Source organism: Kitasatospora sp. NPDC085895 (assembly GCF_040702125.1).
In the GTDB taxonomy this organism is placed as follows: domain Bacteria; phylum Actinomycetota; class Actinomycetes; order Streptomycetales; family Streptomycetaceae; genus Kitasatospora; species Kitasatospora arboriphila.
In genome coordinates this window covers 23982-50853 of the sequence record NZ_JBFBJY010000056.1, presented here as the reverse complement: position 1 = coordinate 50853, position 26872 = coordinate 23982, and the positions used below count along the sequence as shown (strand labels likewise).

Sequence of the window (26872 nt, the reverse complement as noted above, 5' to 3'; positions counted from 1 at the left end):
CCACACCCGCACCACGCCGTCCAAGCTGCCAGTAGCCAGCAGCGGCCGGCCGTCCGGACCCGCGAACGCCACCACCGCGATCACCGGGCCGCCGTGTCCGAACATCGGCTCGCCGACCTGGACACCCGCCAGCGGATCCCACACCCGCACCACGCCGTCCAAGCTGCCAGTAGCCAGCAGCGGCCGGCCGTCCGGACCCGCGAACGCCACCACCGCGATCACCGGGCCGCCGTGCCCGAACATCGGCTCGCCGACCTGGACACCCGCCAGCGGATCCCACACCCGCACCGTGTAATCGGAGCTGCCGGTGGCCAGCAGCGACCGGCCGTCCGAACCGGTGAACGCCGCCATCGCCCCCACTGGGCTGCCATGCATGAGTGGCTCGCCCACCCGGTCGCCCGCCAGCGGATCCCACACCCGCACCGTGTAATCGGAGCTGCCGGTGGCCAGCAGCGACCGGCCGTCCGGACCCGCGAACGCCACCACCGCCCTCACCGGGCCGTCGTGCATGAGTGGCTCGCCCACCTGGACGCCTGCCAGCGGATCCCACACCCGCACCGCACCATCATCGCTGCCGGTGGCTAGCAGCGACCGGCCGTCCGAGCCCGCGAACACGGCCACCGCATTCACCGAACTGCCATCCCTGAGTGGCTCACCCACCCGGTCGCCCGCCAGCGGATCCCACACCCGCACCGCACCATCATCGCCGCTGGTGGCCAGCAGCGGCCGGCCGTCCGAGCCCGCGAACGCCACCACCTCATGCACCAGGCCGTCGTGCCAGAGTGGCTCGCCCACCTGGACACCCGCCAACGGATCCCACACCCGCACCACGCCGTCGAAGTCGACGGTGGCCAGGAGCGGCCGGCCGTCCGAGCCCGCAAACGCCACCACCGCATTCACCCACCTGTCGTGCCCGCGCAGTGGCTCGCCCACCTGGACACCCGCCAGCGGATCCCACACCCGCACCGCACCATCATCGCCGCTGGTGGCCAGCAGCGGCTGGCCGTCCGCCCCCACGAATGCCACCACCGCAAACACCGAGCTGCCATGCCTGAGTGGCTCGCCCACCCGGTCGCCCGCCAGCGGATCCCACACCCGCACCATGCTGTTGAAGCCGCTGGTGGCCAGCAGCGGCTGGCCGTCCGAGCCCGCGAACACCGCCACCGCATTCACCGAACTGCCATCCCTGAGTGGCTCACCCACCCGGTCGCCCGCCAGCAGATCCCACACCCGCACCGCACCATCATCGCCGCTGGTGGCCAGCAGCGGCCGGCCGTCCGAGCCCGCGAACACCGCCACCGCATTCACCGAACTGCCATCCCTGAGTGGCTCGCCCATCTGGACACCCGCCAGCAGATCCCACACCCGCACCGTGCCGTCGAAGCTGCCGGTGGCCAGCAGCGACCGGCCGTCCGGACCCGTGAATACCACCACCGCTTCCACCCGGCCGTCGTGCACGCGCAGCGGCTCGCCCACCTGGACGCCCGCCACGGGGTCCCACACCCGCACCGTGCCGTCACCGCCGCCAGTGGCTAGCAGCGACCGGCCGTCCGGACCGGTAAAGGCAGTGATGCAAGACATCCGTTCGTGGGCGGCGAGGACGTTGTTCGCGGTGTGCCAGCGGGAGAAGCGCGGCCACACGACAGCCCCTTCGCCGGAGTGGGCCCCTGTGGTGGCAAGCGCGAATTGCAGGCTGGCTTCGCGGGTGCGGTGGTCGGCGCCGCCGAGGAAGGGTTCGATGCCAGCCCAGGCAGCGATGGTCTCCTGGCCGGATAGGGGGATGATGGGCAGGCCGAGACGGCCGCGGAGGCGGCCCTCGGTGTCCCACGGCAGGAACCCGGCAGGCAGGTGGGCCTCGTCCAGAACGCCGCCGAGGTCGGCGTGCTGGGCAAGGTGACGCCTGATGTAGGGGTGGGGCGGAACGCCTCGGGGAGTGTCGGCCAGCTTCGCCAGGCGGTCGGCGATACGCCGGTGTACGTCAGCGGGCGCGTCCGGCCGCGGAACGAAGGTCACGGCTTCCTCCCCCTCGGAGCGTGCAGGCGGTGGGGCTCGTCGCGCAGCACTTCGGCGAGGCGTTCGTGGGCCAGGCGGTGCACGATGCGGCCGTCTTCGGTGTCCTGGGCGAGGTAGCCGACCAGACGCCCCGTGCGCAGGGCATCGATGGCCGCATCGGCATCGGGCAGCGGACGGTCCAGCACCGCCTCCGCCATCGCTGGCCAGATGGGGCCCCAGGGGATGCCGGCTCCTTGCGCGAACGCTGCCGCCCGCAGGAGGCCGAGTGCTGTCGCGGGTGGCAGCGCAGGTGTGTTCAGGCTGCGCAGGTCCTGGCCGAGGAGTCCGACCAGGCCCTGTCCGAGAGAGTCCCACCAGTAGGGGTCGTCGAGCAGGTCGTGGGGGTGGTCCGCTTCGCGGATCTGGTTTCCGGCGAGGCGGGCGTCGAGGAAGGAGATCGCTGGGATGTGTGCGGTGATCCGGCGCGCGGTGGTGGCGGGATCGAAGGAGTGGTCGGGGACGTCGTCGAGCAGGGCCTGGAGATAGGACTGGATGTCGTGGACGGTGTCCGGGCCGTCGGTGCGCAGTTCCAGGGGCGGGAGTTCGGCGCCTGCTGGGTCTCGGGTGGTTAGGGCTCGTCTGAGGTGGTCCAGCAGTGCGGTGTCGGGCACGGAGTGGTCGGCTGTGGGTGCTGCGTCGGTGAGGTGGCTGCGGACGCCGATCACGAGTTTCGGGGCGGTGGTGGCTTGGGCGAGTGGCGCGATGATCTGGGGGACCAGTAGGTAGGGGGCGTCGGCTTCGTCGAGGCCGTCGATGACGATGGTGATGGTCCGGCCGGCGTCGGCGAGGTCGTGGAGGGCGGTGAGGAGGGATCCGCGTAGAGCAGTGAGGCGGTCTTGCCCTGGGTCGGGGGCCGGTGGTGGGCAGCCGAGGGCGTCGAGGAGAGCTGCGGTGACGTCTTCGGCGGTGCGTTGGCGGGCCAGGACCGCGATGTCGATGGAGCCGACGGGTGGCACGGTCTCGGTGGGGGAGTCTTCGACGGCTTGGGTGAAGTCGGGGTTGGCGCGGAAGCCGGAGTCGCTGAGAGTCACGGCGCGGGCGATGATGGCCGACTTCCCGCTGCCGGCGGTCCCGGTGATGATCATTGAGGGACTGTGCCCTTGGGGTGGGCCCTCGCGTAGGAAGTCGGCCAGGGCCCGGGTGAGGGGTTTGCGGCCGGAGAAGTACCAGCCGGGGTCGCTGCGGTTGGGGCGGCCGCTGGCGCGGCTGATCCAGTACCGCATGTCGGCTTCGCTGGTGGCGACTTGGCTGCGCTGCGGGGCGACCAGGAGCTTGGGTGGTTGGTAGCCGGGGTTGGGCAGACACAGGTGCGGGATGCGGGAGCCGTCCGAGCCGAGCAGGGAGAGCGGTGCCGTGTGGCCCGTCGCTGCGGCCGCGTCGTTCAGTTGTTCCAGGAACTCGGTGAAGCTGAGATAGCGAGTGGTGAGCTCTGCCGAGGTGCGCAGTTGCTGGTGGGCCTGGGTGAGGAGGCGGCTGAATGCGCGGACCCCGATGGTGGTACGGATGTCGGTGGTGGCCAGGCCGGCGATGGTGGGGCTGTTGGCCCGTTGTGCGTTGAGGTCGCTTCTGAGCTGGGCAAGGTTGATGGCGGTGCCGTCGGCGTAGCAGGTGTTGACGATGACCAGGACGTGCTTGGCGTGGGAATCGATGGCTGCGGCAATGAGGTCGGTGGTGCGGTAGGCGGTGCCGGCGATCCGGGTGGGTTCGCTCTCTGGCAGCAGGAGGTAGTGGCTTCCGCCTGGGCTGGCGTGGCCGTGGCCGGAGATGAACAGCACGACGGCGTCGTCGGCAGGTGCTTCCTGCAGGTCAATGTCGTCGAGGAAGGCGGCCACGTCGCGGCGGGACTGGAGATCGGGGACGGGTTCGGGTGTGAAGCGGCGTTCTCCGAGGGCGGGGTCGCACCACCAGGTGTCGAGGGCCTGAAACTGCTCCTTCATGCCGTCAGTGAACGTCGGATCATCGTCCCCATAGTCCTGCACGGCGATCGTCACCAGGCGGCGCCGGATGCCGTCGGCCGCTGGCGAATCCGCCTCCCTCGCAAGGTCCATGACGGTTAGTCTGCTGGACAGCCACAAGCAGGGGAGGCAAAAGGTGCAGAATCCCAGCGGGGACGTCTGGTACCCGGGGGCTCGGCAGAGCCGGGACACGACGGTGGACGCGGTGGTGATCGTTCCCGGCATCATGGGCAGCGAACTCCTCGACGCCGACACCGGTGACCTGCTGTGGGGCTTGAAGCCGGCGATGCTGCGCCGGGCTCTGGGTCGCAAGGGCGGCTTGCAGCCCCTGCATGCCACCGATGCCGAACTGGAGGGCTCGGGGCCGGTACGCGTGCGGCCATCTGCGCTGCTGCGCATCCCGGCGTGGGTGCCCCTGCTGCACGGCATCGAGCCCTACCACGATCTTGCCCAGATGGTGGACGACGCGGTGGTTGATCCTGCGGCGGTGCTGAAGTTCCCGTATGACTGGCGGTTGCCGGTGGAGCACAACGGGCGGCTGCTGGCGCAGGCGGCGCGCCGGCACCTTGAGGCGTGGACGGCGACTGTGGCGGCGACCCCGGAGCTGCGTGCTCGCTGTGAGGAGCGGATGCCGCAGTTGGTGCTCGTGGCGCACTCGATGGGCGGTCTCGTGACGCGGGCAGCGCTCCATCACCACCGGGATCTGCAGCCCGACACCCGGACCGTGATCACTCTCGGTACGCCGTTCCTCGGGTCGGCGAAGGCAGCCGTGATGCTCAACGGCGGGCGGCGTGAGGGCGGCGTCCGCGGCCGGGTCCTCGATCATCTGCAGGCCCTGGCCGCGACGCTTCCCGGTGTGCACGACCTGCTGCCGGATTACCGGTGCGTCGACGAGGGGCTGGAGGTCTCCCGTCTCACACCGTCAGCGGTGGCCGGCATCGGAGGCAACAGCGAGCTGGCCCGCGCGGCGGCGGATTTCCAGCTCCGGATGCGCTCTGACCCCACCACGGTGCTGCCCGACCACCGGGCAGTGGTCGGTGTGGCGCAGCCAACCGTCCAGAGCATCCGTATCGAGGGTGGTGTCGTCCACCCTCAATGCCGGACGTTCAAGGTGGACAAGGCAGGGGAATTGGTGCGCAACTCGCACGGCATCCCGCAGGTGTGGGATCGGTGGGGGGACGGCACCGTCTACCGCGACGCCGCCTCCCACACCGCAGGGCAGCCGGTCTGGATGCCCGTCCAGCACGGCGCCTTGGCCAAGCACGGCCAGGCTCTGAAGTACGTCCACGGTGTGCTCACCGAGTACGACGGCTACGACGGCCCGCCGATGGGGCCCGGTGATCTCGGACTCGACCTGCCCGACGAAGGCGTCTCGGCTGGCCGGCCGTGGGAGCTGCGCCTGACCGGGCGTGACAGTCCGGTTGCGGTGACGTGCGAGATCGTCGATGCCGAGACGGGTGCGCGTGTGGCCAGGCCGCGCTTTTCCGGCCGGGACGGCGGCCTGGTGGCGATGGTGGAGTTGCGCGAGCCGGGCCTGTACCGGGTCGCGGCCCGGGTGGGAGAGACGGCACCCGTGACGCAGCTCCTCATGGCCTTCGGGCCGGACCAGGAGTAGGTGTCCGGCCGACTATTCCGCACGCCTCGAACCTGCCCCGGCCCAACTTTGGGAAGGTGTCCAGGCGTCGGCGAGCCGGTCCCGTCCGGGGGTCGGGCGGGACCGGCTTGTTCACGGGCTGCGGCCGCAGGGCTCAGGTGAGGTGGTCGGCGACGAGGGTAGCGAAGTCCTCAGGGGTCAGAATGCGGATAGCGATAGCGGTGATGTGCCCAACAGCAGGAAAAGAACCTGGTCGCAGGCCTGTCTGAGCGCCTGGATACGCTGCCCTCGTGATCATAGACAGGGCCGCGAAGGTCGTCCCTACCCGCTACAGGAGCGCCAGACTCCGCCAGTACATGGGCCAATGCATCGCGGCTGCCGACTCTGACGACCTCCTGGCCGCCTGGCTCTGGACGAATGAAGCCTGGATGTTGCGCGAGTTCCACCACAGCCTCAGCGAGCACCACGATGTCGCGAAGCGAGCAGCGGGGGAGACGCGCCGGCGGCAGCGCACGGCCTGGACAGATGCTCTGGCCCCGGTCCCGAAGGCGGTTCGCGACGCCGTTGACGAGGCCTTCGCGGTTCTGGCAACAATTGTAGAGAAGGAGGCATCCGAGGCTGATGAAGGCCTGAACATCTGCCGCCAGGCCTGGAAGTCCATGAGCGAGGAGCTCGGGCTGAACCCCGTGGACTTCTTCCAACGTGACCGCTCCGAAGCCCGAACCTCGCCCGTCGAGTCCGTAGGGGAGGTGTGGGAGCGGGTCTCCCGAAGTCCCGAACGGATGGCGCAGGCCATTGCTGACCACCGCGACGCCGTCCACGAACTGGCCCTGCAGGAACATCAACGGCGTGAACACCTCATCAACGGCCCCCTGAGCGTAGAAGGCGAGTTCCTGCACTCCACCTACTGCGGACTGGCCATCCACCGAGCCGCAGTTGAAGCCGAGATCAAGCAGACCAGCGGCGGGGAGTACAACGGCCCCGAATCCTGGGCCATCCCCATGCGGATGGCCGCGAACTCCCGCGCAAACACGCGCCGGAACCAGGCCCTCACTGCAGCGCTAGACAGCGCCGTAGCGGCGCTCGACACCTGCTCAAAGATATGGGAGAAGGTGGGCGAGGACTTCGGCCTTGTCCCGCGGGCCGGCACCGAACCGCAGCGTCACCCCGAAGGGGCAGCGGCGGTGGTGGCGATAGCCGCGTTGGCACGCGACCTCGAGTCTGCCCGCGTTGGCCTGCAGCAGATCCTGGCCGACCACCGCGAGGCCGTCCACGGTGATGCCCTGGTGCTCAACCGGCGCATCACCCATCTCATGAGGACACCGTCCATCACCCTCGACCAGATCGACGAGCTGCACCACCGCGAGTTCGAAAAGCTCGTCGCCGACCTTGCGCGGCGCGACGGTATGACCGTGGTTCAGGCCCACGGTGGAGCGGGCGATCTCGGCGCCGATGTCAGCGCTACCACCGACGACAACCTCTTGGTCGTCTTCCAGGCCAAGCACACCGCCTCCAGCCGGACCGTCGGGACCCCAGACCTCCAGCGCTTCAACGGGACAGCCCGGCCCCATCACAAGGCGGACATCCCAGTGCTCGTCACCAACGGCACCTTCACCTCCCCGGCCCGCCAGTTCGCCAAGGAGCACGGGATCCAGCTCGTAGACCGGTGGGCGCTACGCCAATGGGCGACGCTGGGTGATCCGCTCTGCGAGATCGTCGCCCTGTCGTAGCGGCAGAGGGCATTCGCCCCCACCGCGTTGATCTTGATCGCCAGGCCTCGGGATGTAAACGCCGTTTACACTAACCGGCCATCTGGAGACGAGCCCAGCCCATCTGGCCCCACACGGCAGCAGCCAGCCTCACCTAAATTTTGGTGAGGCTGGCCGCTCCGTTCGCTGATTCGGTCCCGGTGCGTCAGGCCCCGGGCAGGTAGTCGGCGACGCGCTGGGCGAAGGCGTCCGGGGTGAGGATCTCGATGCCGAGCTCCTCGGCCTTGGTGCGCTTGGAGCCGGCCTTCTCCCCGGCGACGAGCAGGGTGGTCTTCTTGGAGACCGAGGAGGAGGCCTTGCCGCCGGCGCGCTCGATCAGCTCGTTCATCTCGTTACGGGACAGCGCGGCAAGCGGGCCGGTCATGCTGCCGGTGACGACGACGGCCTGCCCGGCGAGCGGGCTGGTCTGCTCGCCGGTGTTGCCAGCGGGTCGGGCCGGGGTGGTCTCCTCGGTGCCGACGCCGTGCGCGGCGAGCTTGTCCAGGACCGGGGCGAGCTCGGCAAGCTCCGCGACGATGACCTGGGCCTTCTCGATACCGATGCCGTCCACCTCGGCGAGCGCCTCGGCGTCGGCGGCACGGATCGCGGCCATGCTGCCGAAGTGGGAGGCGATCCGGCGGGACATGGTCCGGCCGGTGCCGCGGACGCCGAGCGCGCAGAACACCCGGCCGAGCGGCTGGGTGCGGGCGGTTTCGATCGCGGCGAGGAGGTTGTCGGTGCTGGTGTCGCCCATCCGGTCGAGGGCGCGGAGTTGCTCGCGGGTGAGCGCGAAGAGGTCGGCGATGTCGGCAACGAGGCCGGCTTCGACGAGCTGGACGGCGCGGGTGCCGCCGAGGCCTTCGATGTCGAGCTGGTCGCGGCCGACGGCGTAGCGGATGGAGGCGACGGCCTGACAGCCGCGGCCGCGGACGCAGCGCCAGCGCTGCTGTGAGGTGTCGATGGCGTCGCCGCACCGCGGGCAGGTCTCGGGGAAGTCGATGGGCTTCTCGTCGCCGGTGCGCTCGTCGGCGAGGGGCGCTTCGACGCGGGGGATGACGTCGCCGGCGCGGTAGACGAAGACCTGGTCATTGAGCATGAGGCCGCGGCGGGTGATGTCGGCCGGGTTGTGGAGGGTGGCGTAGGTGACGGTGACGCCGTCGATGACGACCGGCTCCAGGACGGCGCGCGGGGCGATGACGCCGGTGCGGCCGACGTTCCACTCGACCTCGAGGAGGCGGGTGACCTTGTGGACGGCGGCGAGCTTGCGGGCGATGGCCCAGCGCGGTGCGCGCGAGCCGGAGCCGGCCTGCTCCTGGTCCGCGGCGGAGTCCGCCTTGATGACGACGCCGTCGATACCGAACGGCAGGGCTGCGCGTAGTGCGGCGATCTCTTCGACGCGCTGCTGCACCTCGTCGATGCTGTCGCAGCGCAGCGGGTGGGCTGCGGTGGTGGCGGCGGTGTTGGCACCGAGACCGGCGAGGTGTTCCAGGAGGGCGGTGTGGCCGAGGTCGGCGAGGGCACCGATGGCGCCGTAGGCGAAGAAGGTCAGTTCGATCCGGTAGGGGCGGTCTTTCGCGCGTAGGGTGCCGGCGGCGCCGCTGCGCGGGTGGGCGAAGGGGACGGCGCCGTGGGCGAGGCGGATCGTGTTGGCGTGGTCGAACTGGTCCTGGGTGAGGAGGACCTCGCCGCGCAGCTCGATGTCGGTCGGCTCGGCGAGCTGCTGGGGCAGGCCGAGGACGGCGTCGGCGGAGTGGGTAATGTCCTCGCCGGCGAGGCCGTCGCCGCGGGTGATCAGCTGGACGAGGCGGCCGGCCTGGTAGCGGGCGGCAACGGCCAGGCCGTCGAGCTTCGGCTCTACGCACCAGCCGTCCACGGGCCGGCCGAGGCGGCGCTCCAGCCCGGCGGCCCAACCGGCGAGCTCGTCGGCAGAGAAGACGTTGTCCAGGGAGAGCATCGGCACGGTGTGCGGGACTTCGCCGACCACGGCGCCGCCGGCGACCTTGCCGGTGGGGGAGTCGGGCAGCACCTGGTCCGGGTGTGCCAGCTCGTAGGCCTCGATGTCGCGCACCAGCGCGTCGTACTCGTCGTCGCCCAGCGGCGTGGAGCCGTCGGTGTAGTACGCGGCGGCGGCCTGCACCGCGGTGGCGACAGCGTCGGCGTAGGAGGTGGGGGAGTCGAGTGCCATGCGCACCATGATGTCGGCCGGCACCGACAGCTGCGCACGCGCATGGGTGGGGCGGCAACCCGAGGTGAGCTTGGCCCGCGCGGCACGCGCGTGCGCAACCGCCTTTATTGCGCGTGCGCAGGGGGACCGGCTGCGCATGCGCACCCTTGCGCAGGTGATGCGCACGGCTGGCGTCTTCCGGCTGAGGTGCGCGCAGACCTGTCAGCCAGCCGCTGACGGTGTGCCGAGGCAGCCCACCCATGTGGGTGGCAACCGGGTGCCCCAACGTGCAGAGCCGCGCGGGTCCGGCCCACCGTGGAAGACCACTTCCCCACCGGACGGAGCCAACCCGATGACCACGATCGCCCCGTACATCCGAGATGCCCAGGCCCGCGCGGACGCTCTCGCCCGCGCCATGGACCCGTTCGGGAGCCGTAGCTTCCTGCACTCCCTCGCCGTAAGCACCGGCGGTTACTTCACCCCGCCGATGCTCGCCAGCTACACCAGCCCGGTGCTGGAGCAGATCGAGCAAACCCGCGCCATGCTGTCCGCCTTCCGCGTCCCCGCCCATACGCCGAGCGACTGGCACACCCACTTCGAGACCTTTCGGCAGCGTCTCGACATCGCCAAGGTGCAGGCGAACGCTGGCGGGCGCCCCGACGCCACAGCGGACACCGACGACCAGGACGAGCCACTCGTGAGGGTGAACGCCAAACTTGCCGGCAGGTCACACGAGGACCTCGGCGTGCTCCTGGCGGTCATCACCACCCAGGTGTTTTGCACCCTGGCGGCTGTGCTGGACGAGAGAGAGGTTCTTGCAGAGCGGACTGTCCATGTCTGCGACCTCGCCTTCCAAGCCGGGCAGGCCACGAAGGCGCTGTGGAACGAGGTCGCCTCCGAGACCGAGGAGGGGTAAACGGCGGGCCCCAATGTGCGGAGAACTTCACCGCGAGACCGAGGACGCTCCAGCGCCTTCAGCCTATGGGCCCGCGCCACTTCGGTGAGACCCCACCGTCAGCCGGCCCGGCGCCGAGCCACGTGTCAGCCGACCTCAACGTAGATATGTCAGCACCGTGAGAACGGTCGTGACCACCGTACAGATCAGCATGATGGCGGTGACTGTTGCGCTCCGCCGGCGCTGCCGATCTGACTGCTGGCCGCTGAGGAGAGGTGGTCTGGCGGTGGCCTGCACCGTCGCGGTCTGGGTCACAAGGTACGTCTTGGGCTGCTCGGCATGTCCAGACATGGGCTGACCCCCTCGGTGGGAACGATCTCCACCCAGTATGCGCGCCAACGGACATGCGCATGCGCCTCGCTGCGCATGCGCAAGATCACCGCTTGCGCATGCGCACTCTTACGCGGGTGCGGCCCCGGGAGTCGGTGCGGACAGCTGAATGCCTGCGCAACCGACCTGCGCATGGTCGGCTCCCTCTTGCGCATGCGCAGCGCGGTGTACGGAGGCTGGCTGCGCAAGAAGCCGGCTTGCGCGCACCAGCTTCCTGCGCAAGTGCGCGCCGCACATCCTGCGTGCGGCCGGGGCGGGCTCAGCTGCGTTGGCCGGGCCGGTTCTGTGTTGGCTGATTGGACATGATCGGGCGTCAGCTCAGTGGGGAGTTCCGCGAAGAGGTCTTGATTCGCTGCCTGGCTGTGTTACGCCTGGCGGTCGAGTCCGTGCACGAATGCATGGCCGGGACGAGGGGGCACTGGTGGCTGACAGGAACGAGGCGGGGGCGAGTGCGGCGCGGATGGCGCGGCGGCGCGGTGTGGCAGCGCGTCGACGGTTACGGCGTTCGTGGAAGTGGCGGCTGCCGCTTCTCGCCACGGTGGGCGTGGTGGGGTGGTGGGCGACGCCTAGCGTCGGGTCAGGGATCTTTTTGGCTGTCGTCGCGGCCATGGGAATGGCTTACACGGTGGTGCTCACCTTTGTGGTGGGCCGAGGGGGGTCGTGGGCGGTAGGTGCCGCGGGGGAGCGCCGGACCGCTCGGCTGCTGGTGCCGCTGGAGAGGGCGGGGTGGACAGTCCTGCACGACCGGGCGATCCCGGGATCGAGCGCAAACCTTGATCATCTCCTGATAGCCCCGGGTGGCGAGGTGGTCTACATCGACACGAAGAACTGGGTGTCGAGGAGGTCCCAGCTCCTGGTGCGCAAGGGGCAGCTCTGGTACGGCGGTCACTGCCAGACCCGTGCGCTGCAGACCGTGGCCTGGGAGGCGAGGCAGGCCGAGCTCGTGCTCGGCGTTCCGGTGGCTGCGTATGTCGCTGTTCATGGCGCGAAGGTTCCCCGCGGTGTGCTTCACCTGGAAGGCGTGACGATCGCCAACGCCGCTCCCCTCGTCCGTCGTCTCCGGGCCGGCTCCCGCACTCGCCGGGCAGGCGGCCTGCTGCCTCACCCGATCGTCCAGCGCGCGAAGGAACTCCTGCCTCCACACGCCGGATAGCAGGTCCTGGCAGAGGCAGGGCCCTGGTGTACAAGGCGATCAGTCGCGCGGAAGGGCCTGATCAGGCTGCTCCAGGCATCAAGACGGCGAGGGCCACAGCCGCACCGTGTCGTAGGCGCTGGCGGTGGCGAACAGGCGGCCGTCGGGGGAGAACGCCACCGAGTAGACGCTGCTGCCGTGGCCGGCGAGCGGTTCGCCGTGCGGCCGGCCAGTGGCCGGGTCCCACAGCCGCACCGTGCAGTCCTCGCTGGCAGTGGCAAGGAGCCTCCCGTCGGGGGAGAACGCCACCGAGTAGATGCGGCTGCCGTGGCCGGTGAGCGGTTCGCCGTGCGGCCGGCTAGTGGCCGGGTCCCACAGCCGCACCGTGCAGTCCTCGCTGGCGGTGGCGAGGAGCCGCCCGTCGAGGGAAAACGCCACCGAGTAGATGGGGCCGGTGTGGTCGGTGAGGAGTTCGCCGTGCGGCCAGCCGGTGGCCGGGTCCCACAGCACCGCGCAGTCGTAGCCGGCGGTGGCGAGCAGGTTGCCGTCGGGGGAGAACGCCACCGAGTAGATGCGGCTGCCGTGGCCGGTGAGCGGTTCGCCGTGCGGCCGGCCAGTGGCCGGGTCCCACAGCCGCACCGTGCAGTCCTCGCTGGCGGTGGCGAGGAGCCGCCCGTCGAGGGAAAACGCCACTGCCCGGACGGGGCCGGTGTGGCCAGTGAGCGGTTCGCCGTGCGGCCGGCCGGTGGCCGGCTCCTGCAGCCGCACCGTGCGGTCGTGGCCAGCGGTGGCGAGGAGCCGCCCGTCGGGGGAAAACGCCACTGCCCGGACGGGGCCGGTGTGGCCAGTGAGCGGTTCGCCGTGCGGCCGACCGGTGGCCGGGTCCCACAGCCGCACCGTGCGGTCCTTGCCGGCGGTGGCAAGGAGCCGCCCGTTGGGCGAGAACGCCACCGACGAGACGCCTCCGGGGGAACCGGTGAGGGGGAGCCCTTCCGGTGGCAGCCGCGCGTAGAGGGCGCTGACCAGCGCTTCCGTTCGGGCATCGGCCAACTTCGCAGCGGCGTCCATGACCGCGATGCGGCGTGCGAGTTCATCGCGTTCTTTTCGCATCGCGGCGAGGGCCCAAAGCCCAGGTGCGTCATTGGCCTCTTGCCTCCACAGCCGCACCGCGCCCTCGTGGCCGGCCGTTGCGAGAAGCCGCCCGTCGGGGGAGAACGCCACCGAAGAGACGCGGTCGGTGTGGTCGGTGAGGGGTTGGCCGTGCGGCCGGCCAGTGGCCGGGTCCCACAGCCGCACCGTGCAGTCCTCGCTGGCAGTGGCAAGGAGCCTCCCGTCGGGGGAGAACGCCACCGAGTAGACGCTGCTGCCGTGGCCGGTAAGCGGTTCGCCGTGCGGCCGACCGGTGACCGGGTCCCACAGCCGCACCGTGCAGTCCTCGCTAGCGGTGGCAAAGAGCCGCCCATCGGGGGAAAACGCCACTGCCCGGACGGGGCCGGTGTGGTCGGTGAGGGGTTTGCCGTGCGGCTGGCTGGTGGCCGGGTCCCACAGCCGCACCGTGCGGTCGAAGCCGGCGGCGGCGAGCAGGTTGCCGTCGGGGGAGAACGCCACCGAGTAGACGCTGCTGCCGTGGCCGGTAAGCGGTTCGCCGTGCGGCCGACCGGTGGCCGGGTCCCACAGCCGCACCGTGCGGTCGAAGCTGGCGGCGGCGAGCAGGTTGCCGTCGGGGGAGAACGCCACCGAAAAGACGGGGCCGGTGTGGTCGGTGAGGGGTTTGCCATGCGGCTGGCTGGTGGCCGGGTCCCACAGCCGCACCGTGCGGTCGTAGCTGGCGGTGGCGAGCAGGTTGCCGTCGGGGGAGAACGCCACCGAGTAGACGCTGCTGCCGTGGCCGGTAAGCGGTTCGCCGTGCGGCCGACCGGTGGCCGGGTCCCACAGCCGCACCGTACGGTCCTTGCCGGCGGTGGCGAGCAGGTTGCCGTCGGGGGAGAACGCCACCGAAAAGACGGGGCCGGTGTGGTCGGTGATGCTGTGCTCCATCAGCCACACCCATGAGAGGGCTGCCCGTCCCAGGGCTGCCGGGGCGGGCAGCGGCGCCGCGGGTCCTTCCGGATCTGGTGCGGACGGTCCGGGATCGTCGGGCTGTCGCCGGGGACGGGGCAGGGGCTTCAGGTGGGCGTTGACCCGGGAGCGTTCGAGTTCTTCCCAGCGGGTGCGCCACTGTGCGACCCGCGGGTCGTCACGTCCCACGGGGCGGCCGTCCTCGAACGAGAGCAAGGTTCGGACCAGGGCGGTCAGGAAGTCCAGGCGCGGCAGCCGCTTGCCCGCCAGGATCTCGCTGACCGCGGAGGCCGACAGCGGCCGCACGGACGGCGCGGCCTTCTCCACGTTGCGCAACGTGGGGTTGCCGCAGGCGATCCGCAGATTGCGCAGCTCCCCGGCGAAGGCGGACAGCTCCTGCGGGTAGCCGCCCTGGACCGGCTGTTGCGGATCGGTGAGCGGGTCGGCCACGTGGTCCCCCTGACGGTGTGTGGGGACCACCGTAGAACCACCGGTCAGGGGCCTGCACCGAAAACGGCCGAACAGCCCCGGACGGGCCCGATGTTCGGGCTCGCACGGATCCGTTCGTGCAGTACGTCGGCCGCGGCCGGAGCGGGTCTGGAATGGTGGGCATGGACACCGACGACCTCGCTCAGTCGCCCACCGCGACCCGCCCCCGCCATGACGCCGTCCGTCCTCGAGATGTTCCAGGACGGCAACGCCCACCCGGTCGACCCGACCCCCGCCCCGACCGGCGAGCGGGTACTGGACCTGATGGCCCTGCTGCTGATCGCCCGGGCCGCCGCCGTGTTCGTCCTGGCCGGTCCTGGCGCCTTCACCGCCGTCACGAGCGCCGGCATGGGTCTGTTCGCCACTTGGCGCTCACGCCGGTGATCGCGCGCACCCGGACCGTGGCCTGGCTCGGAACGGCCCTGCGCCCGGGGTCTGCCGCGGCCGCAGCCGTCGTCATGGACGGCGCAGAGAAGCAGCCCCGCCCGCCGCGAGACCTCCGCACCTATCAGTCTCCACCCGCTTCGTCAGTCGAACCTGAAGTCCGATCACGTCGCTTCTGGCGGCGTGGTGGTGGAGCGTTTCCCGTCTTCACCGACAAGGAGCGTCGTGGTTGTGAGTCGTCGGTGCCTGGTGTGCGTGGCGAGGCCCGCGACTACCCGCGAAACGGTTTGCGTTGTGTGTGCACAACGACTAGTGTTGTTCGAGCGTCGAGATGTGCATGCTCGGCGGATGGAGGACACCATGACCGCTGCGAGTTCCGTTCCGACGACGGACGCGCGCGCCCTGAACGCTGCTGAGATGGTGCAGATGGCCGTCGCGTCGCAGGACCCGCTCCGGCGCGCCCAGATCCTGGCCGACGCCCAGGCACAGCTGGCCTGGGCCCTGCGCTCGGCGGTCGGCGAGTGCGTGGAGGACAAGCGCAGCTGGTCGGAGATCGGGCAGGCCATCGGGTTGTCCAAGGAGAGCGCCTGGCGGCAGTGGTCGTCGCAGGGCCCCGTTGTGTCCATCAGGGCCGGGCAGTCCAAGGACAGCGCGAACGCGAAGGCGACCGACGTGCAGCCCGCCGCGGCCATCTACGCCGTGCAGGCGGAGAACGGCGAGTGGTTCGGACTCCACAACGCTCTCCCCGAGGGCGACTACAAGACGGGCTTCCTGCGGCTGGACGCGCCCAACCGCGAGAGCAACCGGTTCGCCTCGCAGACCCTCAGGGCCCGGTACGGCCCCTGGGCGGGGGACATTCCCTTCTTCAGCTGCACCGTGGTCGACCCGGACGGCACCGAGCTGAAGGTGCGGGTGACCGACGAGATCCTCAACGTGATCTTCGGGGACGGGCAGACGGCCCTGCGGCGCGCCCTGACCGCTCTCGTCCACGCCACCCTCTACAGCCCGGATGTCGACCCGGACTTCCGCAGGCTCGTCGACCAGGCCGCTCACCTTCAGGCGCGCAGCACACCGACCGCCGCCCAGACCGGTCACGACACGCGCACCACCGCCGAGTTCGTGCAGGCCGTCAACGACGTTCTCACCGCTGGCGAGCGGTCCCGCCCCAGCAACCCCCACATCGAGTCGGCCCTCAGGTACCTGACGAACGTGGTCTGGGAGTACCAGACCTGGGCCCGCGCCGCCGACCACGACTGACCCTCACAAGCCCCCCTTTACCGCCCCCCGCGGGCACTGGAACGGAGCAAGGTGCGCCAGGAACAGACTGTCCCGGCCCTCGTGCCGTGCGACGGCACCACCGACCGGGTTCTCGGCGACGTGATCCTGCCGACCTGGACGCACGGCGCCGTTGCGCAGGAGAAGCCGGCCGTGCTGCTCGTGGCGGGTCCGCCCGGGAGCGGCAAGTCGACCCTCGGGGACCTGCTGCTGCCCGTTATCGGTCTGCGCGGTGGCGCGGTGCGCGTCGGCGCCGACCTGTACAAGGCCGCGCACCAGGACTACGAGCGGCTGCTGTCCGAGGACGTGCGCACGGCCGGGGTCGCGGTCCGTTTCGACACCCGCCGGTGGCAGGCCGCGGTGGAGGAGCACGTCCGGTCCCGTCGTCTGGACGCGTTGGTGGAGACCGCGTTCGCCGACGCGGGCGAGGCGCGGGCCCAGGTGCTGGCGTACCGGGCGGCCGGGTACCGGGTCGAGGTGGTGGCGGTGGCGTGCGCGCTGGCGTGGAGTCAGCTCGGTGTGCTGGGCCGCTACCTCGGTGGCGGCGAGGGGGCTGGGCGGTATGTGTCGTGGTCCAACCATGACGAGTGCGCCCGGCAGCTCGGCCGCACCCTGGAGGTGCTGGAGGCCGAGCGGCTGGTCGACCGGATCACGGTGGTGCGGCGCGGCATGGAGCTTCTGTACTGCAATGAGCTCGTCGCCGGGGCGTGGTCGAAGGCCCCGGGCGCGGCCCGGGCCGTAGAGGCCGAGCGCGTCCGGTGGTGGAGCGCGGTGGAGACCGAGCGCTTCCGCCGCGCGCTGCGGCGGGCGGAGCAGGGGCTGGTGCGGGCGGAGAGCCGGATGCCGTCCGACCAGGTGCTGGCGGTGAGCCGGGACGCCGAGCGGGCCGCCGCGCTCGCCGAGCCGGTGCGGCGCACTGCCCAGGTGCGCTCGGGGCCGCCGGGCGTGGACTACCACCGGCTAAGTGCAGGCGAGCACCGCTGGACGTTCGAGAACCTGATCGTCCCCGGCTACCTGGACGCCATCAGCGCGCAGGAGCAGCCGGTCGTGGTGTACGTGATGGGTGAGCCTGGTGCCGGGAAGACCGGGGCGAGCCGTATGGTGCTGCGGGCGATGCGGCCGGGGACCGTGCTGCTGTCCAGTGACGTCTTCAAGGCCGCGCACCCCGACTACTTCCAGTTGCTCCTCACCGAGGCGCGGCATGCCGGGGCGGCGATCCGCGCGGACTACCGGGCATGGTTCCGGCAGGCCGAGGCCTGGGTGCGCGAGCGCCGGGGTGATGTGGTCATCGAGATCGCCCCGGGCAGCGCGGCCGAGTTCCTGGACAGCGCGGCCGTCTTCCACGGGGCCGGGTACCGGGTCGAGGTGGCGGTGCTGGCCGTTCGCGAGGCCGACAGCAGACAGGGGTGCGCGTTGCGTTACGCGTTGAACCAGAGGAACGGCGTGCCGTCCCGGTTCACCTCCGTGTCCGGGCACCGGACCTGCTTCACTGGCACGGCCGCCGCGGTGGCGGCCGCCCAGGGGCACGAGGTCGTCGACACCGTGCTGGTGATCGACCGCGGTGGGCATCTCCTGGCCCTCCAGGAGCAGGGCCGGGCGGCCGACGGTCTGCAGGCTGCGGCGGCGCTGGCCGCCGGGCGGGCGCGCCCCTACACCGAGCAGGAGGCGGCAGCGTTCCTGCACACCAACACGGCGCTGCGCCGGGCACTGCCCCAGCACCGCGACGAACTGGAGGACATCACCGCCCTGGCCCGTCCGCTGATGCCCGCCGCCTTCCAGACGCCCCGTCTGGGGCAGCCGGTGGGCGACGCGCGTGCCCTGCCGGAGCCCGCCAGGGGCTACCGGGCCGCCAGCTCGGCGAGCAGCGCGGTGTAGCGGGCGCCGATCTGCGCCTGTTCCTCGAGGTCGGCCGCTTGGAGGCGGATCCGGTCGGCGGTCGTGGCGTGCAGGGCCGCGGTCCAGTGGTCGATGCGTTCGGTGTCCGGGGCCGGCTTCGCGCGTTCGGCGCCGATCTGGGCCCGGTACCAGGCCGCCACTGCCTGCACGGCGTCCAGGGCCTGGGTGTCCTCGTGGCCGGATGTGGGGAGCCCGGAGTAGTCGGGGCTGTCCTGGGGCTGTGGGTCGGGCACGGGTCCACCTCGGGTTAGAAATGATCAAGCCATTGTCCGCCCCGTCCCGGGTCGGCCACAACGCGGGGCCCTGCCGACCGTGTCGCGAGGGCGTAGGTTGATGCCGGGTCAGATCATGGGGAGGGGACGCGGTGGCGGGGGATCTGCGGGCGCTGTTCGGCTCGAACGAGCGCGTGGGAACGGACGAGGCGTTCACCAACCGGCAGGGCCAGTGGCAGGCGGTCGCGGACGCGCTCGCCGGGCACCTGGCCGCCCTGGCCGCGCCGGGCTTCGACGTCCAGGACCTGGAAGCGGCGCGGCGCAACGTGCTGGTCTTCCACGGCGTCGGCGGTATCGGCAAGAGCACCCTGTCGCGGAAGCTGGAGGCCGCGCTCGCCGACACGGCCCTGCGCCCCGCCCAGTGGGGCGAGCCCACCTGGCCCGCCTCGCCCCGGCTGCTGCCGGTGCGCATCGACCTCGCCCGTACCGCGGGCGGCGACTTCGAGCGCCTGGTCCTCACGCTGCGCCTTGCCCTGGCCGGACTGGACCGGGCCCTGCCCGCGTTCGACATCGCGCTGGTGCGGTACTGGGAGCACAACCATCCGGGCGAGCCGCTGGAGGAGTATCTGCGCCGCGCAGGTCTGGTGAGCCGCTTCGCCAAGGCGCTGCCCGGCCAGGTGCAGTCCGCGTTGTCGGAAGCTGCGCAGGCCCTTGCGCTGCCCGGTGCGGTCGGCTCGGCGGTCGGCCATGTCGCCGGTGCCGTCGTGCGGGCGGTGCGCGAGCGCCGCACCACGGCCCGGGCGCTGGCCGGCTGTCCGCGGCTCGCGGACCTGCTGGAGGCGGAACCGGACCTGGACGCGCTGTCCTTCTACCCGCACCTGCTCGCCTACGAGATCGGCCGGCTGCCCGCCAAGGACGCCGTCGTCCCGGTGGTTCTCCTCGACACCTTCGAGGACACCGGCGACCGCACCAACCGCGACCTCGAGCGCCTGATCCAGCGCGTGGTGTGGCTGATGCCGAACGCCCTGTTCGTCATCACGGGCCGCAGCCGCCTGCAGTGGGCCGACAGTGCCCTGCAGGGACAGCTCGACTACACCGGGCCCGCCGCCTGGCCGCAGCTCGCCGCCCACATCCCCGCCGCCCGCACCGCCCCCACCCCGGCCGACACCGGACCCCTCGCCGGGCCCGGCGACGCGGCGCCGTCGGCCGACCGGCAGATCCTGATCGGCGACTTCAGCCCCGAGGACTGCGACGACTACCTCGCCCGCCGCCTCACCACAAACGGCCGGCCCCTCATCGGCGACGACCTGCGCCAGGTCATCACCACCCGCTCCCACGGCCTGCCCCTGTTCCTCGACCTCGCCGTCATGCGCTTCCTCGAAATCCGCCGCACCCGCACCCCGCAGCCGGACGACTTCGACCACGACTTCCCCGCCCTCATCGCCCGCACCCTCCAAGACCTCACCCCCGACGAGCGCCACGTCCTGCGCGCCGCCAGCCTCCTCGACGCCTTCGACATCCCCCTCGCCACCACCGCCGCCGGCATGAACCACCAGGCCCCGGCGCTGCGCCTGGTCGAGCGGCCCTTCGTCCGCGAGAATCCGCTCGCCCCGTGGCCGTACCACCTGCACGGCGTGGTGCGCTCCGCCGTGCGCCGGGCCGACGACCAGAGCGACGACCGCTGGTCCGACCAGGACTGGGCAAGCGCCGCACTGCGGGCCTTCGACGCCCTCGGCCGGCAGTGGACCGGCAGCCCGGCAGGCGGCCGGCGGCTGCTGGTCGCCTGCCTGCGCCAAGGCCTCGCGCTCGCCCGCGACCACCGACTCCAGCTCGGCTGGCTCACGGACGCGGCCTGGACGTACGTCTCCGACTCCGTGTGGGAGCCCCTCGCCTCGCCCCCCGCCCCGGCGGGCCCGGGTGGCGGGCAGGCGCCGGCCACGGCTTCCGACGCTCTGGTCGAGCTGCTCAGCGCGCTCGCGCGCCGGCAGCACGAGCACCGCTCCCGCACCGTCCAGCGGCTGTCCGGCGTCACCGCGGCCGGGCTGCTGCCCGAGGACCTGCAGCACATGGCCGTCTACTACCTCGCCAAGGCGCAGCGAGACCTCGGGCACCGCCTGGACTCCCGCCGCGGCATGCAGCTCGTCGCCGACGGCGGCGGCCGCCTCGCACCCGCGGCCCGCCGCGGCCTGGTCCACCTCGCCCGCCTCGCCGGCGACTTCCCCGCCGCCCACACCGCCGCGCAGGGCCTCGGCTGGAAGGGTCGGCAGCACCGGGTGGAAGGCGACATCCTGTGGCCCCAGGGCGACATGGCGGCCGCAGCCGACGCCTACCTCGCCGCCCGCACCCAGGCCGAGCAGCACGGTGTCGCCGGTGAACGCGCCACCTCCCAGGCCCAGCGCGCCTTCGTTCTCGCCTTCACCGACCCGCAGGCCGCCGACGACGAGATCGACCTCGCCGAGCAGCTCCTGACCGGCCTCGACCTGCGCGCGACCACCCTGACCGTCCGCACCGCGGCCATCGTCCGCGACGCGGGCCTCGACGGTGTCGACGACCGCATCCAGGGCCTGCGCACCGAAACCGCCGCCGCTGGCATCACCGCCGCGCAGGCCGCGCTCGAGCTCGCCGCCGCCTTCCACCACGCGGTCCGCGGCGACGATGCTGCCCACGCGGCCGCCCAGGCCCGCCTGCGCGACCTCGCCCGCGGCGGCGACTACGCCCACTACGCCGACATCGCCCACTTCATGGCCGGCCAGCACCCCGACGCACCCTCGACCGTCCACTGGCTCGACAGCGAAGAGACAGTACGCAGCCGGTGGCGGGCCCTGGTCACCACCCGGCAGGCCCACCTGCACACCGGCACCGCCTAGCTAGGAGTACGGCAACCCTGACGATGATCAGCAAGAACTCAGTCAGCGGCACTTAAGCGCTGCCTGACCTCGGCGGAGATCGGCTTCGCTAGTCGGTGTCCTCTGTCGACGGCGCCCACTGCGCGTCCCATTCCGCCCATGCCTGTTTCGCGGTATCGCCAAGGCCGACTGTCTGCCAGCGCAGAGCCTCAAGCTGCCGGCGGCCAAGGACCGATCCGCGGATCTGGTTGTTCTCGGACGAGACCTTGAGGATCTTCTGCAGGTCTTCGGCGGTCAGGATCGGAACCACAGCGTTGATCCACTTCAGGACTGCTTCGCCGTCCATGTACGACCGGGCATCCTTGAGTGCTTGGATGAGCGGCTCCAGAAGGCGCCGGTCGGAAGCTTCACCCAAGTAGGCGGTGGGAGCGTACTCCAGCTCTGATGTCTTGATCGTCACCAGATCAGGCACCCTGGCCAGGAGCATGCCGTCCACTGGCGCGTGAGGAAGGGGGCCGTAGAACAGCATGTAGTCAGCTACGAGCCGACTGATCGGCGAGGAGCTGAGCAGCTGCTCGATCTTGTTTCGGGTGCCTTGGTGGAGCAGGTCCCAGGTCCCCGGCACGTAGCAGAGGCCGGCGACCAACATGCCGAGCCCTTCATCCGTCAGGACGTCCTGCCGCGATTGGAGCAGCTGGGCTGCGCGCTCCTCAAAGGCAGCCGGTGCGACCTTCTGCATCACTCGGGCCGCGCGGGTATATCGCCACCTGGTGGCGATGCTGTTGCCCGCGTCCAGTGTGCTCTTGCAGGCCACCTTAATCAGGTTGCCAAGCAGCGGACCGGTTGCGTGATCCAGGTAGCTTGCGCGGAGATACTCTTCTAGCCGTTGATCGTCTCGGGGATACGACTCCCCTTCCACCTCTCGCTCGAACCGCTCGATGGCCTTGCGGCCCGTGACGGCACGGTGCGATAGCACTGCGTCGACGGCGGCAGCCAGGTGCGTGCGGACCAGTTCCGCCGTAGGCGCGAAGAGGTCATCGTCTCCAGCTACGAAGGCAGGGTGCGCGCAAAGATGACGGTCCTCGTACAGACGGCTCAGCTCGGTCGCTTCTCGTGCCCCGATCAGCTTCAGGCGCTTCTCGGCGACCTCCACGAGATCGCGCTCGAAGCTTTGGAGCGCGCTGACCTTCTTCTCCTTGATGGCATCGTCGAGCTTCGCCCGAAGATCGGCAGCTTCTGGCACGCCTTCGTCCGCCAGGAGGCGGATCTTCTCGATCAGGTCCGCAGCGACAGCGATCCACACCGCGATGATCGCTGATCGGTAGGCCCCTGCCCCGTAGGCGGCGATAGCCTCGCCGACATACCGGCGAGACTGGCGGGAGCGGACCCGGTTCTTCAGATCTTCGAGTGCGTACAACGGGAGTTGGCCCTTCCCCACATGGCTGGTCCGAGGTCTTCACGCTACTCCTCAACACCAAGGGGAATGTCCATCTCAGCCCTTGATTGGCTCTTGGCGGGAACGGAGCGTCGTACGAGGTCTGGCCCTGCACCGACTGCCTGCCCTGGCACTTCGAGGTCGTCCAGGCCGACGACGGCGAAGTCATGGTCCGCGAGTGGCATGCCATGGAGTGCGCACTGTTCCAGCAGCTCATCGCCGATCAGTGACCCCCTGGAAACGAGCCCGGAGCCAAGCCAGGAAACGCGGTCACTACCTGCGCAGCTTGCCATTGCTTGCTGGATCCGCGAACATGTACGTGCAAGGTCCTATGCGCTCGATCGAGAACGCCCAAGGGATCTTGCACCTCGTAGGCCCCCGGTCCGTCCGGGGGTTTCTGCGTTCCCGGGCCAGTTCCTCACGGGCCGCCAGGCGCGTCCCGCCACACGATCCCCTCTGCCGCAGGGTCGCCCAGCCACCGCGGCTTCAGCCTGCGGTAGGACCGCGACATCGGACCGATCGGCTTCAGCCTCGGCCACAGCGTGGGATCGGAGCAGGCCAGGTGGTGGTAGGCCGCGTACGCGACCATGTCGGCGGCCTGGATGAGCTGGCTATGGGCACTGTCCTGCATCACCGGGTCTTCCAGCACCCGGCGGGACGCCAGCGGCAGACCGCGGTGCACACCGCGGTACGGGGCGGCGTTGCGCACCGCATGCCGCCAGGCCTCGCTCGCATCCTCCGCGGTCAGGCCGTCGGTGTCCGCCGGACCCGGATTGCCGTCGAGGACCACCATCACGTGGGTGTCCTTCGCCGCGGCCCACTCCTCGAGGTGCTCGACGAAGCAGGTGTACACGTCCGGGAGAACACTGGTCCGGCACGCCACCGTCGTGACCGCCACGTTCTCGCACCGCGCCAGCCGCTTGAGCAGCATCTCGTGCGCGGCGATTCGGCTCGGCTTCTGGAACAGCTCGTCCTGCTCCTCCGTCACACAGAACCGGCCCCGGCCCTTGACCAGCTTCACTGCATGCAGCTCGGTGTTCTTCGCCACGCCCCACTCGGTCTCGACCGCCCGCCGGCCGTCCAGCCAACAGTGCATCGCATCGCTCCACCCGGCGGCCGGCACCATCAGACCGGTCAGGGTGCGGATGTTGTCCGAGCCCGAATCATCGACGTAGCACAAGTACACCGTCGGACTATAAGGCCAGGCCCGGTCGCCCCATCAAATCGCTTGATGCCCTTGCTCCCTGCGATGCCGGTAGCCGCTCATCTGCTGGCGGTCCCGCCCGGTCCTGGTTCCCCTCGGCAATGGCTACATGGACTTTGGCCGCGCCTGAGCCCCTGCTGGAGGGGGGTGGGGAGCACATCGGCAAGGTCGACGCAGTGAACGGATGCACGCCAGCAGGGCGCACGTACCCCTCCTCATCGCGGTCTTCTTCGGCCTCGGCGGTGGCCCCCTTGGCCAGTGCAGTGCTGGCCCTCTCCGGGACGAGCGTCCCGGTGCCGCACGCGCTGATCGGCTGAGCCCCAAAGCGGCGGGCTGGGGGAAGGATAATGATCAATCTCGTTCCCTTCCTGCAGGTCAACACGTGTATTTGGTGCTGCCCGCAGCCGAACTGAGGTCGCTGCTGCTGGTCATCGCTTTACACGTGCCCGGACGGCCAGGACGGCGAGTGCGAGCAGGATGGGCTCGATGATCCTGGACACCATCTCGATGTAGTTCCCGGCTCGGGTGAGGTTCTGCCCGGAGGTTCGGAAGACCACGGCGTTGACGGATACTCGGATTGCTCGGTCGGCGCGCTGGAGGGTAATTCGCTCGCCGGGGAGCGAGAGGTCCGGCTTGTCCGTCTTCAGGCTGATGATGCCCGGGGTAGTGCCGGTGGTGGTGCCCGTGGCGCTGGGCAGAACCACCGCTTTAGGCAGGCCCCACAGCATCATGGCCAGGACTGTGCCTGTCATGGAGAGACCGAGCCAGAGCAGGGCGCGGGAGGCGCGCAGGCCGTAGCCGGAAAGCAGCCAGTACGCCCGGATCAGGCCGCGCTCGACGGCCGTCGTCTCGGTCTTGTCGTGACAGCGCATCTCCATCTCGCCGTAGTAGAAGTCCGCCGCGCCGGGCTCGTTCTTGCCGTCCTCGAACGCCTTACGCAGCTGGCGGTAGATCGCGGCCACGTCGGCTGGCCGGGGGACACGGTCGGACGAGCCGGGGTTCCAGCCACGAGGCGGGTGGGACTTTCCCTTCCGAGGGGCGGCGCGCCAGTGGTGTTCCTCAGCCAGGGTGCGGCGACGGGTCCACCGGGAGGGCAGTTTGAAGCGCCAGAGAGGGCGGCCGGCCGGGACGGAGGCGAAGGTGCAGTTGCCTTCGAGGCGGAGTTGGTCGAGGTGGAAGGCGCCGGAGAAGAGACAGTGCGTCAGGTCCAGGTCTGACAGGACCAAGTGGGTAGCATCCACCCCTTCTAAAGAAGCCAGCTGGACACCGGGGTCGAGAGGAATCAGCACACTCTCGTCCACCAAACTGCTGAAGGGGGCGGAGCGGGCGGTAACGGCGACTGGGGAGGAGAGCACGGCGTCGCTGAGGTCCACGATCGCATAGCGCAGGCAGAAGGTGGCCGTCGCGTTCCACCGCGTCCGTACACAGCGCACCACACTGGCCGCAATCTCTATCGTCACCGGCGCCTCAAACACCGCACCGGACAGATCAACTTGCCGCACACACGCGAGCGGCCCGAACGACGACGCAATCGCAAACCTCGCCTGGCCGAAGTGGGCATTGGTGGTGAACGTCGCCCCAGCGAACCTGGCGTCGCCGCTGAACGTCGCCCCCTGAAACCCGGCGTTGCCGCTGAACGTCGCCCTGTCGAACTCGGCGTCGCCGCTGAACGTCGCCCAGCTGAACCCGGCGTCGCCAGTGAACGTCGCCGCATTGAACCAGGCGAGGCCGATGGACGTCGCCCTGTCGAACCGGGCGTTGCCGCTGAACGTCGCCCTGTCGAACCAGGCGACCTCGGTGAACGTCGCACCGTCGAATTGGGCGTCGGTGAACGTCGCCCCGCCGAATTGGGCGTCGAGGAACGTCACCCCGCCGAACCAGGCGACGTCGGTGAACGTCGCCGCCTCGAACCGGGCGTTGCCGCTGAACGTCGCCCCCTCGAACCGGGCGTTGCCGCTGAACGTCGTCCTGTCGAATCCGGCGACGTCGGTAAACGTCGCCGCATTGAACCAGGCGAGGCCGGTGAACGTCGCCCCGCCGAACCCGGCGTCGCCGGTGAACGTCGCCCCGCCGAACCCGGCGTCGCCGGTGAACGTCGCCCAGCTGAATCGGGCGTCTCCGCTGAACATCGCCCCGCTGAATCGGGCGTCGCCACTGAACGTCGCATCCTTGAACCAGGCGAGGCCGCTGAACGTCGCCCTGTCGAACCAGGCGTCGCCGGTGAACATCGCCCTGCCGAACCCGGCGACGTCGGAAAACGTTGCATCGTCGAACCTGGCGTCGCCGAGGCGGGGACGGCCGGTGCCCGGGTCTCGGAGCGCTTGAAGGAGTGCGTCGAGGAGGTTCTCGGTGAAGGGGGTGCCGCGGTGGTCGATGTTGGTGCCGGGGGCGAGGCCGGCGAGGTAGGCGTCGCGGTCGGGGTCGGTGAGGTGCGCCAGGCAGGCGGTGTGGCCGGGGACGTGGATGCCGCGGCAGCCGACCGGATCCGTCGTGGTGGCATTGCGGCCGCAGTGCTCCCAGTCGGGCGGGTTCGGCGGTTCGGGGAAGGTGCTCACAGTTCGCGCGGGATCGGCTGCGCCATGCTCCCATCGTCGGTCGGCCAACCCGTCCCGGACGGTATCCGAGCGGCCACTGTCGCCTGATTCACCCGCTCGGCGGCGCCTCGGAAAGGGAAGGATAATGATCATTCACTTTCCCTCCCCAGATCGACAACCCACTGGGGGCTGGCCAGCTCCCCGGTGACCTCGATGATTGACTCCGGGTCCACGAGCTGAGCGTGCGGTTGGCTGGGCTGACCGGTACCAACGGTCTGGGCCCGGTACATCGCGGCGGCCGCCCGGTAGGCCCCGGCGGCGCAGGTCCGCCAAGCCACAGGTTGGGCAGGACTCAACGGTCCGGCCGGGCCTCTGGTTTTTTATGTTGGGCCTGTCCCTCGGGGATCTTTGAAGCCGATTGCTTGAGATTCCCAGCTTGCCCCGGTTGCTTGAGACTGTGGCCAGCTTGAACAGCGCGCCGGTACATCGCCTCCGCGCCCGTGATATCTCCGGCCTGTTCGAGCAGTCGGGCCAGGTTGCCCAGGACCGAGTCGTCGCCGGCCGCGACCGCCCGCCGGTACAGCTTCATTGCCTCACCACGGACCCCAG

The 26872-nt window shown here is 70.5% G+C and carries 17 protein-coding genes and 1 pseudogene; 9 read left to right on the top strand and 9 right to left on the bottom strand.

Going from position 1 to position 26872, the window contains the following annotated elements; translation table 11 throughout:
* Positions 1 to 2013, bottom strand: a 2013-nt coding sequence (locus AB0442_RS28635) for a WD40 repeat domain-containing protein (RefSeq protein WP_366166398.1), incomplete at its 3' end; no start/stop codon positions are given.
* Entirely contained in the window at positions 2010 to 4100 is a 2091-nt protein-coding gene (locus AB0442_RS28630; protein WP_366166396.1) for an ATP-binding protein, read from the bottom strand. The genes AB0442_RS28630 and AB0442_RS28635, both read right to left, overlap by 4 nt.
* A gap of 43 nt (positions 4101 to 4143) precedes the next feature.
* Here AB0442_RS28630 and AB0442_RS28625 point away from each other — a divergent pair, with 43 nt between their 5' ends.
* On the top strand, positions 4144 to 5622 hold the full coding sequence (locus tag AB0442_RS28625) for a hypothetical protein (RefSeq protein WP_366166394.1): 1479 nt from the start codon (positions 4144 to 4146) through the stop codon (positions 5620 to 5622).
* A gap of 269 nt (positions 5623 to 5891) precedes the next feature.
* A complete protein-coding gene (locus tag AB0442_RS28620; protein ID WP_366166392.1) occupies positions 5892 to 7331 on the top strand; it encodes a restriction endonuclease in 1440 nt (479 codons plus the stop codon).
* A 184-nt stretch (positions 7332 to 7515) separates the two neighbouring features.
* Here the strand turns inward: AB0442_RS28620 and ligA are convergent, their stop codons facing one another.
* Complete coding sequence (gene ligA, locus AB0442_RS28615; protein WP_366166390.1) at positions 7516 to 9534, bottom strand: NAD-dependent DNA ligase LigA; 2019 nt, start codon at positions 9532 to 9534, stop codon at positions 7516 to 7518.
* Positions 9535 to 9865: 331 nt separating this feature from the next.
* On the opposite strand from ligA, the gene AB0442_RS28610 reads away from it, so the two are divergent.
* Both AB0442_RS28610 and AB0442_RS28605 read left to right on the top strand, forming a co-directional pair.
* Entirely contained in the window at positions 9866 to 10429 is a 564-nt protein-coding gene (locus AB0442_RS28610) for a hypothetical protein (protein ID WP_366166388.1), read from the top strand.
* A gap of 478 nt (positions 10430 to 10907) precedes the next feature.
* Positions 10908 to 11951, top strand: a complete 1044-nt coding sequence (locus tag AB0442_RS28605; protein WP_366166387.1) for a nuclease-related domain-containing protein — start codon at positions 10908 to 10910, stop codon at positions 11949 to 11951.
* Positions 11952 to 12029: 78 nt separating this feature from the next.
* Here the strand turns inward: AB0442_RS28605 and AB0442_RS28600 are convergent, their stop codons facing one another.
* Positions 12030 to 14438 carry a WD40 repeat domain-containing protein gene (locus AB0442_RS28600; protein ID WP_366166386.1) on the bottom strand — a complete coding sequence of 803 codons (2409 nt, stop codon included), beginning with the start codon at positions 14436 to 14438 and terminating at the stop codon, positions 12030 to 12032.
* 210 nt (positions 14439 to 14648) lie between these two features.
* Here AB0442_RS28600 and AB0442_RS28595 point away from each other — a divergent pair, with 210 nt between their 5' ends.
* The 3 genes from AB0442_RS28595 to AB0442_RS28585 all read left to right on the top strand — a co-directional run bounded on the left by AB0442_RS28595 (position 14649) and on the right by AB0442_RS28585 (position 18011).
* A complete protein-coding gene (locus tag AB0442_RS28595; RefSeq protein WP_366166384.1) occupies positions 14649 to 14861 on the top strand; it encodes a hypothetical protein in 213 nt (70 codons plus the stop codon).
* 360 nt (positions 14862 to 15221) lie between these two features.
* Positions 15222 to 16118, top strand: coding sequence for a hypothetical protein (locus tag AB0442_RS28590; RefSeq protein ID WP_366166382.1), 897 nt, complete (start codon positions 15222 to 15224; stop codon positions 16116 to 16118).
* Positions 16119 to 16169: 51 nt separating this feature from the next.
* Complete coding sequence (locus AB0442_RS28585; protein WP_366166380.1) at positions 16170 to 18011, top strand: zeta toxin family protein; 1842 nt, start codon at positions 16170 to 16172, stop codon at positions 18009 to 18011.
* Here AB0442_RS28585 and AB0442_RS28580 read toward each other — a convergent pair.
* Entirely contained in the window at positions 17975 to 18265 is a 291-nt protein-coding gene (locus tag AB0442_RS28580; protein ID WP_366166379.1) for a hypothetical protein, read from the bottom strand. The two genes, AB0442_RS28585 and AB0442_RS28580, sit on opposite strands and share 37 nt — an antisense overlap.
* A gap of 131 nt (positions 18266 to 18396) precedes the next feature.
* Here AB0442_RS28580 and AB0442_RS28575 point away from each other — a divergent pair, with 131 nt between their 5' ends.
* Positions 18397 to 21111, top strand: a complete 2715-nt coding sequence (locus tag AB0442_RS28575; protein WP_366166377.1) for an ATP/GTP-binding protein — start codon at positions 18397 to 18399, stop codon at positions 21109 to 21111.
* Between the two features lie 88 nt (positions 21112 to 21199).
* Here AB0442_RS28575 and AB0442_RS28570 read toward each other — a convergent pair whose 3' ends face one another.
* Positions 21200 to 22507, bottom strand: coding sequence for a hypothetical protein (locus tag AB0442_RS28570; RefSeq protein WP_366166376.1), 1308 nt, complete (start codon positions 22505 to 22507; stop codon positions 21200 to 21202).
* An 86-nt stretch (positions 22508 to 22593) separates the two neighbouring features.
* Between AB0442_RS28570 and AB0442_RS28565 the strand changes: the two genes are divergently transcribed.
* Complete coding sequence (locus AB0442_RS28565) at positions 22594 to 22755, top strand: hypothetical protein (protein WP_366166375.1); 162 nt, start codon at positions 22594 to 22596, stop codon at positions 22753 to 22755.
* A 188-nt stretch (positions 22756 to 22943) separates the two neighbouring features.
* Here the strand turns inward: AB0442_RS28565 and AB0442_RS28560 are convergent, their stop codons facing one another.
* From AB0442_RS28560 to AB0442_RS28550, 3 genes and pseudogenes are all read right to left on the bottom strand, one after another.
* A complete protein-coding gene (locus AB0442_RS28560) occupies positions 22944 to 23711 on the bottom strand; it encodes a DUF3800 domain-containing protein (protein WP_366166374.1) in 768 nt (255 codons plus the stop codon).
* A 446-nt stretch (positions 23712 to 24157) separates the two neighbouring features.
* Positions 24158 to 26284 carry a pentapeptide repeat-containing protein gene (locus AB0442_RS28555; protein ID WP_366166373.1) on the bottom strand — a complete coding sequence of 709 codons (2127 nt, stop codon included), beginning with the start codon at positions 26282 to 26284 and terminating at the stop codon, positions 24158 to 24160.
* Positions 26285 to 26615: 331 nt separating this feature from the next.
* Positions 26616 to 26872, bottom strand: a pseudogene (locus AB0442_RS28550) (hypothetical protein); the annotation flags it as partial.

Bases quoted from the DNA above. Each gene is read 5' to 3' on its own strand.
- AB0442_RS28630 (WP_366166396.1), bottom strand. From the start codon at position 4,100: ATGGACCTTGCGAGGGAGGCGGATTCGCCAGCGGCCGACGGCATCCGG.
- ligA (WP_366166390.1), bottom strand. From the start codon at position 9,534: ATGGCACTCGACTCCCCCACCTCCTACGCCGACGCTGTCGCCACCGCG.
- AB0442_RS28610 (WP_366166388.1), top strand. From the start codon at position 9,866: ATGACCACGATCGCCCCGTACATCCGAGATGCCCAGGCCCGCGCGGAC.
- AB0442_RS28605 (WP_366166387.1), top strand. From the start codon at position 10,908: ATGCCTGCGCAACCGACCTGCGCATGGTCGGCTCCCTCTTGCGCATGC.
- AB0442_RS28595 (WP_366166384.1), top strand. From the start codon at position 14,649: ATGACGCCGTCCGTCCTCGAGATGTTCCAGGACGGCAACGCCCACCCG.
- AB0442_RS28590 (WP_366166382.1), top strand. From the start codon at position 15,222: ATGACCGCTGCGAGTTCCGTTCCGACGACGGACGCGCGCGCCCTGAAC.